Origin of the sequence: Pseudoduganella buxea, assembly GCF_009720835.1 — a bacterium.
In the GTDB taxonomy this organism is placed as follows: Bacteria; Pseudomonadota; Gammaproteobacteria; order Burkholderiales; family Burkholderiaceae_D; genus Rugamonas; species Rugamonas buxea.
This window is the reverse complement of sequence record NZ_WNKZ01000068.1, coordinates 1-13802: the sequence shown is the minus strand read 5'-3', so window position 1 is coordinate 13802 and position 13802 is coordinate 1. Positions and strand designations below refer to the sequence as shown.

Here is a 13802-nt window from a genome sequence, read left to right as displayed (position 1 = left end):
GTGCAAATTTCCACTCAGCAACTAAAAGTATGTTAGACTCTGCCTTTCTTTTAGGCAATCTCAAGGCCCCGCGAGGGCCCACCAGACCATGAATAATCTGAAAATCGGCACCCGACTGGCCGCCGGCTTCGCGCTTGTCCTTGCATTGATGACCCTGATGACGGTGATTGGCGTGTTCCACATGCAGACCGTCGGCGACGCGACGCGCGAGCTGCTGCACCAGCCGCTGGCAAAGGAGCGCGCGATTGCCGACTGGTACCGCCTGATCCACACGAGCGTGCGCCGCACCACGGCCATCTCGAAGAGCACGGACCCGTCGCTGGGACCGTTCTTCGCCGAGGACACGGCCAATTCCACCCGCGAAGTCAACGCGCTGCAGAAGCAGGTCGAGCCGCTGCTGCAGACGGCCGCCGAGAAGGAAACCTTCGAACGCATCGTGGCCGCGCGCAAGCGCTACCTGGCCTCGCGCGACGGCATCGTGGCATTGAAGAAGGAAGGCAAGCTGGACGAAGCGAACGAGCTGCTGGTGCGGTCGTTCCAGCCGGACGGCAAGGCCTACCTGGAGGCGCTGAACGCGCTGCTGCAACTGCAGCGCGCCGCCATCGACACGGAAGCGGGCCATATCGGCCAACTGTTCGAGGACAATCGCCGCTTCATGATCGTCTTCGGCGTCGTCGTGCTGGCGCTGGGGGCCTTCTGCTCGTGGTGGCTGACGCGCGGTATCGTCGTGCCCCTGAACCGTGCCGTCGAGGTGGCCTGGTCGGTCGCCCAGAACGACCTGCGCAGCGATATCGAAGTGACGTCGAAGGATGAAACGGGCCGCCTGCTGGGTGCCTTGAAGACCATGAACGACAACCTGGCCCGCATCGTCGGCCAGGTGCGCGGCGGCACCGAACATATCTCCAGCGCGTCCGGCGAAATCGCCGCGGGCAACCTGGACCTGTCGTCCCGCACGGAGCAGCAGGCCAGCGCGCTGGAAGAGACGGCGTCGTCGATGGAGGAACTGACGTCCACCGTGCGCCAGAACGCGGACAACGCCCGCCAGGCCAACCAGCTGGCCGTCAGCGCGTCCGAAGTGGCCGTGCGCGGCGGCGAGGTGGTGGGCCGGGTGGTCGAGACGATGGACTCGATCAACGACTCGGCACGCAAGATCGTCGACATCATTTCCGTCATCGACGGCATTGCCTTCCAGACCAATATCCTGGCCCTGAACGCGGCGGTGGAAGCGGCCCGGGCCGGTGAGCAGGGTCGCGGTTTCGCCGTCGTCGCCAGCGAAGTGCGCAGCCTGGCCCAGCGTTCTGCCGCGGCCGCGAAGGAAATCAAGGTGCTGATCGGCGACTCGGTCGACAAGGTCGGCGCCGGCAGCAAGCTGGTCGAGCAGGCCGGCACGACGATGACGGAAGTGGTGCAAAGCATCCACCGCGTCACCGACATCATGGGCGAAATCACGACGGCCAGCCTGGAGCAGAGCGAAGGCATCGAACAGGTGAACCAGGCCATTGCCGACATGGACGGCGTCACGCAGCAGAACGCCGCGCTGGTCGAGGAAGCCGCCGCCGCCGCCGCGTCGCTGCGCGAGCAGGCTGCCGCGCTGGCCGACGTCGTCAGCGTGTTCAAGCTGCGCGAAGGGCGCCTCGCCCTGGCCTGATGTTGCTCCAAAAATGGGGACAGACCCCATTTTTCGGGCAACTTTCGCGCGCGAAAACAGCGATAAAAAAGGCCGTCCCGCAGGACGGCCTTGCTCTTCCAACGTCCCGCATTGCGAAGTCAGTTCTAACACCCCGCATTGCGCAGTCAGTTCTAACGTCCCGCACTGCGAAGTCAGTTCTAACGTCCCGCACTGCGAAGTCAGTTCTAACGTCCCGCACTGCGAAGTCAGTTCTAACGTCCCGCACTGCGAAGTCAGTTCTAACGTCCCGCACTGCGGGACGTTAGTCCTTCAAGTCCGCCGGGACCTTGCCGCCGTTGGCGGCCAGCTTGTTCATCACTTGCCGGTGCAGCCAGATATTCATCTTGGCCGAGTCCCCGGTGTCGCCCGTGTAGTGTAGCTCCTGCGCCAGCTCCTTGCGGGCCTGCAGGCTGCTGTCCAGGTCCAGCAATTTCAGCAGGTCGACGATGGAGGTGCGCCAGTTCAGCTTTTCGCCGGCCGACTGCGCCTTCTGGTTCAGGATCGCTTCGACGTCCACTTCCGTCATCGCGGCCGGCGCGGCCGCAGGTGCGGCCTGGGCCGGAGCCGCAGCAGGCGCGGCCGGTGCGGCAGCAGCTGGTGCGGCCTGGGGTGCCGGTGCGGCCGGCTTGGCTTGCACGGCCGGGTGCGACGACGGGAAGATCTTGTGGAAGATATTGCTCAGGATACCCATGTGTAGCTCCTTGACGTGGTTGGTGGAATCAGTTCTGGTGCGATTGGGCGATCTTGCCCAGCACGATGGCCAGCGCGGCGCCGCCCAGGGCTTTCACCAGGGTCGGATGGTCCGCGTAGAAGTCGCCCATGCGGTCGACGATGCCCGGGTTGAGCTGTTCTGCCGTGGCCGCGATCTCCTGGGCCTGCTGCGGCGTGATCTGTTCGGCCTGTTCCGGCGTCACTTGCGGCTGGCCGTCCTGCTTGAACAGGTTACCCACGCTGCCTGCCAGCGAGGCCAGCATGGCCGGGCTGACATTGGCCAGCAGCTGGTTCAGCATGCCGGCGCGCTGCGTCGGGTCGCTGCGGCCGAACAGCTGGCCCACCAGTTGCGAGAACGGCGGGGTCTGGTCGGAACGCAGCGCTTCCGTCACGCCCTGGGCCAGGGCAGGGCGGGGCGCCTGCTGCGCCACATTGCCGAAGTCCTGTTCGGCACGGGCCGGATCGGCCGCGCCGGCACCGCCCAGGTACTGTTGTAACAAGTTACCGAGATCAAATCCCATTGCCAGCTCCTGTCTTCATCGGAAAACGCCAGCATGGGCCATGCGCCGCCCGGGGTCTGTTCGCGGCTTAACTGAATGTCATGATGCAGCGCTTCAGCGGGGCGGCATGTCGACGGCGATCATGTTGTCGTGGGGCTTGCGGTCGATCAGCTTGTTGTCCGGATCGATGCCGGCCCGGGCCGGGCGGCCCGCCACGGTGATCTTGTAGGTCATCTCGCGCCGGTCGACCAGCTTGCGCTCGCGTGCCAGGCTGTTGCCGTCCTTGTCGTCCACGCCGATGTCGATCAGGTCGGCCAGCGGCACGTCCTTCTCGGCGCCCAGGCCGTCAGCGCGCAGCTTGGCCGCGTGCACCGTCACCGTCACGTCGTAGCGACCGTCCTTGCGCCGCGTGGCTGTGGCGGACAGGGCGCGGTTGTCGTACAGGACGATGGCGTTGAACAGGTCGTCGACCAGGTAGGCCTGCTCGCGCGGCACGATGGCGCGCAAGCCCTCCACCAGCGCCGTCACGCTCGGATACGGTCCGGCGCGGAAGCCATATTGCTGCAGCAGGGAACGCAGCAGCGTGTTGATGCGCTCCTCGCCGACGATGTCCTGCAGCTGGTACATGGCCAGGCTGCCCTTGCGGTAGTGGATATAGCCCTGGTCCTCGTTGTCGGCCAGCGGCAGTTCGCGGCGCGTTTCCATGGCGCGACCGTGCAGGTACATGTCCAGGTCGTAGCGCAGGAAGCGGCGCATGCGTTCGCGCCCGAAGGCCTTCTTCATCACCATCAGCGCCGAGTACTCGGCCAGCGTTTCGGACAGCACGGTCGCGCCCCGCGTATTGCCGCCAACGAGCTGGTGGCCCCACCACTGGTGCGCCACCTCGTGGGCCGTCACGTAGTACGGGTAGTCGATGTCCTTCGGATTCTTCTCGTCGACCTTGGCGATGAAGCCCATGCTCTCGGAGAAGGGCACCGTGTTCGGATACGACTGTGCATAGCGTTCGTAGCGGGGGAACTCCACCACGCGCAGCACCTTGTGCTGGTACGGTCCGTAGTTGCGGCTGAAGTAATCCAGGCCGTCCTTGACGCCCCGCGTGATGCGGTCCAGGTTGAACTCATGGCCGGGGTGGTAGTACACCTCGATGCCGACATCCTGCCACCAGTCGTGCCGCACCGCGTAGCGCGCCGACTGGAAGGAATAGAAGTTCAGGATCGGCTTGTCCATGCGGTAGTGGAAGTAGCGGCGCGCGCCGTCCTTCGGGTCGCGCCATTCCTTCACCAGGGTGCCAGGCGCCACCGCCACCTGGTCGGCGCTGGTGCCGATCACGGCGTCGAAGGCGACCCAGTCGGCGTCGTTGCCCAGAACATTATTGGCCAGGCCTTTCGGATCGTCGCGCGCCAGCTTGCGCTCCTGCGCCGGCAGCTTGTGCTTGCGGCGGTCGCGCGGGTCCGCCAGTTCGTTGTCGCGCTGGTAGCCGATATGCGGCAGCACGCGGTTGTTGAAGAAGGTGCCGTTGGCCACCACGGGCGTATCGGTGCCCAGGCCGAAGATGCCTTTCGGATCGTAGGCCAGCTCGAACGTCATCGGCAGCGCGGCGCCCGGCGCCAGCGGTGTGGCCAGTGCGTAGCCGTGGAAGCCCGTCTCGCCGTCGTCCAGCACCACGCGGGCCGGCACGCCGAAGCGGGGCTGGCCCATGACGGCGTGCTTTTCCTGCGTGACGTAGATGGTGCCGATGGGCGTGCTGCCCCGGTTGACCAGCAGGTAGCGGCCCTTGACGACGAGGCGGCGCTGTTCCGGCATGATCTCCACGTGCAGCTTCACGTCCGTGATGCGCGGCTGCGCCACGGCGGCCAGGTGCCGGTACTTGCGTTCGTAGTCCGCGCGCTGGGTGCCCTGGCGGTAGGCCGTCTCGAATTCGTTGGCGATGTTCAGGTTGTAGAACAGCACACCGCCCGCGCCCAGGAACACCAGCAGCGCGCCGCCGAAGGTGGCCAGCACGGGCACGGTCAGCGCGTGCCGGGCCAGGCGCCGGCGCGTCAGCCATTCCTCGCTGGCGCCGCGCGGCCAGAACACCAGGGTCAGCACGGCCAGCATCACGGCGCAGGCGGCCCAGTAGACCTGGTACCACCGCTCACGCGGCAGGAAGTGGCCAAAGCCGTTCATGTCCGAGTAGACGATTTCGGGCGTCACGCCGTACATCAGCAGCGGATGTTCCAGGCCCAGGCCCTTCAACGTGACGGTGCCCACGTAGTAGACGATCATCGTGAAGTAGCCGACGAACTTGTGGCCCGTCAGCACCTGCACGGCGATGGCCAGCACGGCCACCAGCGCGTAGGCCGGCAGCTCGATGGTGAACAGCTCCGTGAAGTACAGCGCCGGCTCGAGCTTGAAGTAGCCGTGGAACAGCTGGATCGACACGCCGCACAGCATCACCACCAGCAGCAGCAGGGCCTGCAGGCCGATCAGCGCAAACAGCTTGGACAGCATCGGCAGCCAGCTGGGAACGGGCAGCGCGTCCAGCAGCAGCGCCATGCGGTGCTCCCGTTCGCGCCAGACCAGTTCCCCCGCATAGAAGGTCGTGATGACCAGCATGAAGGGCGCGAACATGCGCTTGACCATGTCCAGTACGACGTAGGTCAGCGGCCAGGTATTGGTGCCCCAGATCGATCCCATGTCGAGCGCGCCGGCATACATCGTCAGCACGCCCGCCAGCACGATGACGAAGAAGTAGACGTTCTTGGTCGTCTCGCGCAGGTTCAGCCACGTGAACTGGGCCAGCAGCAGCACCAGGCTGCGCGCCTTGAAGTCGGGTGCCTCGGCCGTGCGCGCAGCCGTGGCAGTGATGCGGATCGGTTCGTCGCTGTCGCCGCGCGGAGCGTGGCCGCCGTCGAGCGTGCCGATGAAGTGGAAGCGCCAATAGCCCAGCAGCAGCGCCACCAGCGAGAACGAGCACCAGATCGCGCGGTTGAGCAGGTACACGCCGTCCAGCAGCACCAGGCGCGTATTGCGTTCGGCGATGGGCCAGTACTCCGTCAGGCGCAACAGGGCCGCCGTGCCGAAGGGATCGATCAGCGCGGCCAGGGTCTTGTAATCGAGGTCGCGCGCCAGGCTGGGCGCGACGATATAGCCGATCAGCATGACAACGCTGCTGACGTACACGGGCAGCATGCGCCGCGTCAGCGCCGCCATCACGAAGAAGATGGCGCCGAAGATGAACAGGTTGGGCAGCAGGGTGACGAAGTAGGGCAGCAGGTAGGCCTGCAGGCTTGCCGGTCCCAGGCGCTCCGGGTCGACGCCGGGCAGCCACGTGCCGGCCAGGTGGCCCAGCAGGATGCTGGAGAAGATCACGGCCAGCACCAGCCAGGCGCCCAGGAAGCGGCCGAACATGTACTGGTACTTGCGGATCGGCGCCGTGAAGAAGAACGGGTGCATCTCGTACTCGAAATCCTGCTGCACGGCGCGCCCCATCATGGCCGCCACGACGACGACACCGAGGCAGCCCAGGGCGCTGGCCGTGATCATGATGGCCAGCGGCGCGTTGATCAGCACGCGACCGCCGAAGCTCACCGTGGCGTTCTTGAACACGCCGCCGGCCGCGCCCACCCACAAGGTCGACAGGGCCAGGAACATCAGGAAGTAGACCCAGGTCGACAGCAGGCGGAAACGCTGGCGCGCCTCGAACAGGGCGATGGAGACGAGCGCCGTCATGTCAATCGCAGGCGTCGGCCACGTGGCGGCCCGCGATGGTGGCGAAGTAGACGTCCTCCAGGTCGCCGATGGCTTCCTCGAAGCCGTCGCCCGGGTCGTCGTCGCTGTAGGCGTGGATCAGGGTGCGGCCCGACAGCAGGCGGGTCGAGATGATCGTATGGCGCTGCTGGAAGTAGGCCAGTTCCTTCTTGTCGACGAAGCGCGCCCAGATCTTGCAGCTGATGTCGTCGATCAGTTGCTGCGTCGCCCCCGTCACCAGCAGTTCGCCCTTGTTGATGATGGCCATGTTCGCGCACAGGTCGGCCACGTCGCTGACGATGTGGGTCGACAGGATCACCGTGCGCTCTTCGCCGATATCGGACAGCAGGTTGTGGAAGCGCACCCGCTCCTGCGGATCCAGGCCGGCCGTGGGCTCGTCGACGATGACGAGGCGCGGGTCGCCCAGCAGCGCCTGGGCGATGCCGAAGCGCTGGCGCATGCCGCCGGAGAAGGTACCCAGGCGCTGGTGGCGCACGTCGAACAGGTTGGTCTGCTGCAGCAGTCCGTCGACCACCTCGCGGCGGCGGCCCCGGTGCGACAGGCCTTTCAGCACGGCGAAATGGTCCAGCATCTCGTAGGCCGTCACTTTCGGGTAGACGCCGAAGTCCTGCGGCAGGTAGCCCAGCAGGCGGCGCACCTCGTCCTTTTCGTCCAGCACGTCCAGGTCGCCGAAGAACACGGACCCGGCATCGCATTCCTGCAAGGTGGCGAGAATGCGCATCAGCGTCGACTTGCCCGCGCCGTTCGGGCCGAGCAGGCCGAACATGCCGGACGGGATCGTCAGCGATATATTGTCCAGGGCTACCACGCCGTTGGCGTAGGTCTTGGACAGGTTGCGGATGCTTAATTCCATGCTCACTCCTGAAAACTGGGTGCGGCGCAGCATGGGGCGCCGCCTGGGCTGCGGTCCATGCCATCTTCACATGACGGCATTGTATTGAATCGGCGACACATCGGTTGCCGCGTTGCGACAGGGTGCGCTTTCGCCGCGCCAGAGTGTGAAATCGGGGGAACGGAAGGGGCACCGGCCGGTATCGCTGGCGGCAGTTCGGAAAAGTGTACAGAGTAACAAGCTCGACCGTAGGGCGCAAGGCGCAAAAATGCGTAGGCTTGCGCTATAGTGCTGCCCATGAGCCAGGAAAACCCCAAACTCGACACTGCGTTGCAGGAAAACGTCCTGGCGGTGACCCGCTGCGGGCTGACCACGAAGGAGGCCACGGGCTTCTTCCGCGTCGCGCTGGGCCTGTGCTACCTGGCCAGCCTGATGACGAAGGAAGCGCTGGACTTCAAGAAGCTGGACAAGGAATACAACCGCTTCATCTACCGCGCCATCGGGCCCGGTCACAGCATCACGAGCATCCTGCAGTACATGAGCGGCGAAGGTGTCGTCAAGGTCCTCGACTCGCAACGCTTCATGCGCGCCTTCGGCGACTACTGCCCCCACGTGCCGCTCGAATCGATTCCATTCCTGCTCGGGCTGAACCTGGGCGTGGCCAAGGATTTCTCCGGCCTGGACGTGCGCGGCCCCGTGGCGGACTGGATCGAACGCCAGCGCATCCTGCGCGAAGAGCGCGAAGGCCAGGACAACCAGGGCAGCCCGGACAGCCAGTAGGGCCGGGCGCGGCGCGGAAGCGGCATGGCGCCGTGCGGCGCCGAAGCGGCCCGGCGCTTATAATGATGTCTTCCGCATAAGTTGGACGAGAATGCCATGAGCGCCAAATACCATACCCCCCTCGACCGTTTCATCTGCAGCGCCGACAAGGCCCTGCGCGTCATCTCCGGCGTGGCCGCCGCCTCGCGCCCCACGCCGGCCGTGCACGTCGACGACGCCCACCTGACGGACGAAGAGCGCAAGCACAGCGCGGGCCTGATCCGGGTCGACCACGTGGGCGAAGTGATGGCGCAGGCGCTGTACAACGCCCAGGCCCGCTTCGCCAAGAGCGACGCGCTGCGCGACCAGTTCGAAAAGGCCAGCCGCGAGGAAGAAGACCACCTGGCCTGGACGGCCCAGCGCCTGAAGGAACTCAACTCGCGCACCAGCGTGCTCTCGCCCCTGTTCTACGCAGGCGCCTACGCGCTCGGCACGGTGGCGGCGCGCATGGGCGACCAGCACAGCCTGGGCTTCGTCGTCGAGACCGAACGCCAGGTGGAGAAGCACCTTGAATCGCACCTGCAGGACCTGCCGGCGGGCGACGCCAAGTCGCGCGCCATCGTCGACCAGATGCGCATCGACGAAATCGCCCACGGCAAGGCCGCCCAGGACGCCGGCGCCGCCCAGACCCCGCTGCCCGTGCGCGTGGCGATGACGGCCATGTCGAAGCTGATGACGGGTACGGCCTACTACATCTGACCCGCGCCTCCCGCCGCTGCGCGCACTTTCCGCATTCGGTATCAGACACCTGAATCAATCCGGTGGCCGGCTGCTGCGGCAGACCGATCGAATCGCCGTTTTCCATCCTCAGCCCTGGCTTGCGCCATGAAATCCTGTCCCGGCCTATGATGACAAAAAATCAGCTATCGGGAGTAGATCATGCGGTGGGAAGGCAATCGGCAAAGCGATAACGTGGAGGACCGGCGCGGCGAAGGCGGCGGCGGTGGTGGGGGCGGTGGCTTCCGGCTCGGTGGCGGCAAGCTCGGTATCGGCGGCGTCATCGTCGCGCTGGTGCTGTCGTACGTGTTCGGCGTCAGTCCGACGGCGATGCTGGGCATGATGAACGGCGGCGCGCCCGTGCAGCAGCAGGCCCCGGCGGCCAAGGCCGGGCCGGACGACCGCGCCAAGGACTTTGTCCAGACCGTGCTGGCCGACACGGAGGACGTGTGGGGCGCGCTGTTCCAGCAGCAGGGTCAAACCTACGCCAAGCCCACATTGACCCTGTTTACCGGCAGCACGCAGACTGCCTGCGGCACGGGGCAGTCGGCCACGGGGCCGTTCTACTGCCCGCCGGACCAGAAGGTGTACATCGACCTGGAATTTTTCGACCTGATGCAGCAGCGCTTCCACGTGGCCGGCGAATTCGCCCAGGCCTACGTGATCGCCCACGAAGTGGGCCACCACGTGCAGAACCTGATGGGGCTGTCCGACAAGGTGCACGGCGCGCAGCAGCGCCTCAGTGAAGCCGAAGGCAATGCGCTGTCCGTCAAGCTGGAACTGCAGGCCGACTGCTTCGCCGGCGTGTGGGCCTTCCACGCCAACCAGTCACGCAAGATCCTGGAGCAGGGCGATATCGAAACGGCGCTGGCCGCGGCCACCGCCATTGGCGACGACGCCCTGCAGCGCCAGTCGCGGGGCCATGTGGTGCCGGACTCGTTCACCCACGGCACGTCGGCCCAGCGCGTGCGCTGGTTCCGCAAGGGCATCGACAGCGGCGAGATCGCCCAGTGCGATACCTTCAAGGCGCGCCAGCTGTAAGCACATCAGCCTAGACGGCCACGATCTCCACGCTGTGCGTGATCTCGGCCGTCTTGGCCAGCATGATGCTGGCCGAGCAGTACTTGTCGTGCGACAGGCTGACGGCCCGTTCCACCGCTTCCGGCTTCAGATCCTTGCCCGTGACGACGAAGTGGAAATTGATCTTCGTGAAGATCTTCGGGTCCGTCTCGGCGCGCTCGGCCTGCAGCGTGACGTCGCAGCCGCGCACGTCGGCCCGGCCCCGTTTCAGGATCAGCACGACGTCATATGCCGTGCAGCCGCCCGTGCCCAGCAGGACCATCTCCATCGGGCGGGGCGCCAGGTTGTGGCCGCCGCCTTCGGGCGCGCCGTCCATCACGACCATGTGGCCCGAACCCGTCTGCGCGCGAAAACTCATGCCCGACGGGCCGTTCCAGCTCACTTTCACTTCCATTGCGTTTCTCCGAAATCGGTTATTGACGTTGCTGCATTGTAGAACAGCCGTCAGATTCCCATCAGGTAGCGGTCGCTCTTCAGCCGCCGCACGGTGAACGCGAGGCACAGCAGCGCCAGCAGCAGGCTGCCGCCGAAGGTCAGCGCGAACGCCAGCAGTCCGGGCGGCTGGCCCTGCGCCAGTTCGCGCAGCAGGGTCTGGTGCGACAGCACGGGCACCAGGTACATCCACGTGGCCGTGTTCAGGTTCATCATCGGCACGACGATGACGGGCACGATCGGCAGCATGATGGCGAAGCTGGCCGTGGTCTGCGCTTCCTTGAACGACTTGGCGTTGATCGCCAGCGCGATTTCCATCGCCGCCGCGAACAGGGGCAGCGACAGGGAAGTGAGCAGCACCCACGCCAGATCGAGCCAGGACAGGCGCCACGACATGCCGATTTCCTCCAGCGGCAGCCATTTCAGCACGCTGTGGGCGATCAGCAGTTCCAGCGTCAGCCCGACGACGGATAGGAAGGACGCGGCCAGCCATTTGCCGCCGATCAGGTCGATGGGGCGGGCCGGCTGCGCCAGCAGCACTTCCAGCGAGCGGCGTTCGCGCTCGCCGGCCGTGCTGTCGACGGCGCTGCTGAGGCAAAAGAAGAAGGCGGGGATGAAGAACATGCCCAGCATCGTGCCGATCACCTGGGCCGAGCGCGAGGCGCTGCTGCCCGTATCGTATTTCTGCACCTGCACGGGATACAGGGTGGCGGGCGAGACGCCGTGGGCCAGCAGACGCGCGCCGGCGATGACGTTGCCGTACTGGCGCAGCACATGCTCGATATCGCCCACCTTGTAGCGCGCCTCCGAGGCGGAGTTGAACCACAGCTCCACCCGGGCCGGGCGCATGGCGCGGTAGTCGTCGCCGTAGGATTCGGACAGGCGCAGCACGGCCGCCGTCTTCTGCGTGCGCAGCAGGGCCGTGATCTGCTCTTCGCTGAGCGCGCCGGACTCGGTGACGTTGACGTTCTTCTGCTTCAGTTGCGTCATCAGGGTGGGCGCCCGCGCCGCGCCGATGACGGTCAGCTCGATGCCTTCCTTTTCCGGCTCCATGGCACGGCTGATCTGCTGCTGCAGGATGCCGCCCACCATCAGCGGATACATCAGCACGAACATCAGCACGAGACCGAGCGCGCGCCGGTCGCGCAGGATCTCGCGCAGCTCCTTGAAGAACACAACGGCGATGGCGGAGCGGCGGCTCATACGGCGATCCCTTCATCGGTGCCGACCAGCTTGACGAAGGCGTCTTCCAGGCTGGCGATGCCGGTGCGCTCGCACAGGGACTGCGGCGTTCCCTGGGCCACCGTGCGTCCGCCTGCGATGACGATGACGTCGTCGCAGGAGTTCGTCACTTCCTGCATCACGTGGGTGGCCATGATGACGCAGCAGCCGTCGGCGCGCAGCGCGGCCAGCGCGCGCCGCAGGGCGCGCGCGCTCATCACATCCAGGCCCCGGCTCGGCTCGTCCAGCAGCAGGTTGCGGGGGCGGTGCAGCAGGGTGCGCGCCAGCGCCACCTTGATGCGCTGGCCCTGCGAGAAGCCCTTCGAGCGGCGCTCCAGGATATCCTCCAGCGCCAGCAGCTCCGTCACTTCGTCGACGCGGCGCGCCAGCGCGGGCCGCTCCATGCCGTTCAACTCGCCGAAGTAGTGCAGGTATTCGCGCGTCGTCAGTTTTTCGTACAGCCCGAACTGGTCGGTCAGGAAGCCGATACTGCGCCGCACCGTCATCGGGTCGACGCCGGGGTCGACACCGTCCACCGCGATGCGGCCGGCGTCGCGCCGCAGCAGGCCCACCAGCATGCGCAGCAGGGTGGTCTTGCCGGCGCCGTTCGGTCCCAGCAGCGCCGTCACCTGGCCGTCGCGCGCCGTGAAGGTGGCGCCGGCCAGGGCCTGCACCTTGCCGAACTGTTTCGTGACGTCCTGTACTTCAATCATGGCGGGCTCGTTTCATGGTTGGGGGCCGGCGCTGTTCAACTGGAAGGTGGGCGCGGGAATCTCGTCGAGGCAGGCACCGGCCACGGGGCGGGTGGGGAAGTCGAGGAACTCGCGCAGCAGGCGCGGGGCGCAGCCCAGCGGCGAGACGATATGGCCGCCGTTCTTCACCACCAGGTGCTGGGCCGCCTTCATGGCCTTGGCCGCATCGGTGGCGCGGCGCGGCGGCGTCACCGGGTCCTGTGCGCCGGACAGCATCAGCACGGGCGCGGCGATCGTCGCGGGCGCCGCGTAGGCCACGGGCTTGACCTTGACGGCGGGGCACAGCGCGGCCAGCTGCGTCACCAAAGGCGTGCCGAGGAAGGAGCCGCGCGTGTCGGCCGCCACCAGCTCTGGCGTCAGGCGCGGGAAATCCTCGGCGCAGACGACGGCCAGGTACAGCGGGCCGGACATGCTGCCGTCGGCGGAAAAATCGGCATCGCGGTTGCTGCGCGCGACGAACGGCTCCCAGCGGCCCCGGTAGGCGCTGTGGATCAGGAAGGGCAGGCTGCGCGCATCGGCCTGCGCATACAGCACGCGGTGCACGGTGGCGGCGAAGCGGCGGCTGCTGATCTGCACGGGGCGTACCTGGGCCGTGCGCGGATCGGCCATCTGCATGGTCAATGGACCCTTGGCCAGCTGGTCGGCCAGGCTGGCGAATTCGGCGCGCAGGGCGGGGAAGGCCTTGCTGCACGCCGCTTCCTTCTCGCACTGGCGGAAGGTCGTTTCCAGCGCCGCCTGGGCATCGCGGCCGCCGGCGGGAATCACCTGGTCCGGCGCGGCCACGCCGTCGAGCACGAGGGCGCGCACGCTGGCCGGGAACAGACGCGCGTAATGCTGGCCCAGGCGCGAGCCGTACGAGCCGCCCCACAGGTTGACCTGCCCGTAGCCCAGCGCCAGGCGCACCCGTTCGATATCGCGCGCGGCGGCGTCCGTGGTGTACTTGTCGTAGGGCGCGCCGATGCTGGCGATGCAGCGCAGCGTTTCGGCGTCCACCTGTTCCTCCGTCATCGTGTCGATGTCCGGCGGCGACTTGCAGTCGAGCTTGCCGGACAGGCCCGTGCCGCGCTGGTCGATCAGCACGATGTCGCGCGTGGCGCGCACGCGGCGGAAGGCTGCGTCCAGCATCGGCAGGATATCGCTGCCGGCCTGGCCCGGGCCGCCGGCGAGCACGAACAAGGGGTCGGGCCGCGCCGCCTCGCGGTAGGCCGGCGCCACGGTCACGTGGATGGTCATGGTCTTGCCGGGCTGGCGGTAATCCAGCGGCACCGCCACCTTCACGCAGCGCAGCGCTTCCTCGGCGCCGGGCAGGTGGCAGGTGC

Annotated in this window: 12 protein-coding genes; 4 read left to right on the top strand and 8 right to left on the bottom strand. The window is 66.7% G+C overall.

Going from position 1 to position 13802, the window contains the following annotated elements:
• Positions 1-88 precede the first annotated feature (88 nt).
• Complete coding sequence (locus tag GM672_RS19885) at positions 89-1648, top strand: methyl-accepting chemotaxis protein (RefSeq protein ID WP_155472279.1); 1560 nt, start codon at positions 89-91, stop codon at positions 1646-1648.
• Positions 1649-1931: 283 nt separating this feature from the next.
• Here the strand turns inward: GM672_RS19885 and GM672_RS19880 are convergent, their stop codons facing one another.
• From GM672_RS19880 to GM672_RS19865, 4 genes are all read right to left on the bottom strand, one after another.
• Positions 1932-2360, bottom strand: coding sequence for a DUF3597 domain-containing protein (locus GM672_RS19880; RefSeq protein WP_155472278.1), 429 nt, complete (start codon positions 2358-2360; stop codon positions 1932-1934).
• Positions 2361-2388: 28 nt separating this feature from the next.
• Positions 2389-2901 carry a hypothetical protein gene (locus GM672_RS19875; protein ID WP_155472277.1) on the bottom strand — a complete coding sequence of 171 codons (513 nt, stop codon included), beginning with the start codon at positions 2899-2901 and terminating at the stop codon, positions 2389-2391.
• A gap of 93 nt (positions 2902-2994) precedes the next feature.
• The gene (locus tag GM672_RS19870) at positions 2995-6591 is read right to left on the bottom strand and encodes an ABC transporter permease/M1 family aminopeptidase (protein ID WP_155472276.1); all 3597 of its coding nucleotides are present in this window, start codon (positions 6589-6591) and stop codon (positions 2995-2997) included.
• Between the two features lies 1 nt (position 6592).
• On the bottom strand, positions 6593-7483 hold the full coding sequence (locus tag GM672_RS19865; RefSeq protein WP_155472275.1) for an ABC transporter ATP-binding protein: 891 nt from the start codon (positions 7481-7483) through the stop codon (positions 6593-6595).
• 276 nt (positions 7484-7759) lie between these two features.
• Here GM672_RS19865 and GM672_RS19860 point away from each other — a divergent pair, with 276 nt between their 5' ends.
• The 3 genes from GM672_RS19860 (at position 7760) to ypfJ (ending at position 10039) form a co-directional block, all read left to right on the top strand.
• Positions 7760-8242: a hypothetical protein gene (locus GM672_RS19860; protein ID WP_155472274.1), complete on the top strand. Its 483-nt coding sequence runs from the start codon at positions 7760-7762 to the stop codon at positions 8240-8242.
• A 96-nt stretch (positions 8243-8338) separates the two neighbouring features.
• Positions 8339-8980, top strand: a complete 642-nt coding sequence (gene coq7, locus GM672_RS19855; RefSeq protein ID WP_155472273.1) for a 2-polyprenyl-3-methyl-6-methoxy-1,4-benzoquinone monooxygenase — start codon at positions 8339-8341, stop codon at positions 8978-8980.
• A gap of 180 nt (positions 8981-9160) precedes the next feature.
• Entirely contained in the window at positions 9161-10039 is an 879-nt protein-coding gene (gene ypfJ, locus GM672_RS19850) for a KPN_02809 family neutral zinc metallopeptidase (protein ID WP_155472272.1), read from the top strand.
• Positions 10040-10049: 10 nt separating this feature from the next.
• On the opposite strand, the gene GM672_RS19845 is transcribed toward ypfJ, so the two are convergent.
• The 4 genes from GM672_RS19845 to GM672_RS19830 all read right to left on the bottom strand — a co-directional run.
• Positions 10050-10472: an OsmC family protein gene (locus GM672_RS19845; RefSeq protein ID WP_155472271.1), complete on the bottom strand. Its 423-nt coding sequence runs from the start codon at positions 10470-10472 to the stop codon at positions 10050-10052.
• Positions 10473-10522: 50 nt separating this feature from the next.
• The gene (locus tag GM672_RS19840; RefSeq protein ID WP_155472270.1) at positions 10523-11713 is read right to left on the bottom strand and encodes an ABC transporter permease; all 1191 of its coding nucleotides are present in this window, start codon (positions 11711-11713) and stop codon (positions 10523-10525) included.
• A complete protein-coding gene (locus tag GM672_RS19835) occupies positions 11710-12444 on the bottom strand; it encodes an ABC transporter ATP-binding protein (protein WP_155472269.1) in 735 nt (244 codons plus the stop codon). The genes GM672_RS19840 and GM672_RS19835 overlap by 4 nt, the downstream gene beginning before the upstream one ends.
• Before the next feature lie 12 nt (positions 12445-12456).
• A partial coding sequence (locus tag GM672_RS19830; RefSeq protein WP_155472268.1) for an alpha/beta fold hydrolase occupies positions 12457-13802 on the bottom strand: 1346 nt, incomplete at its 5' end.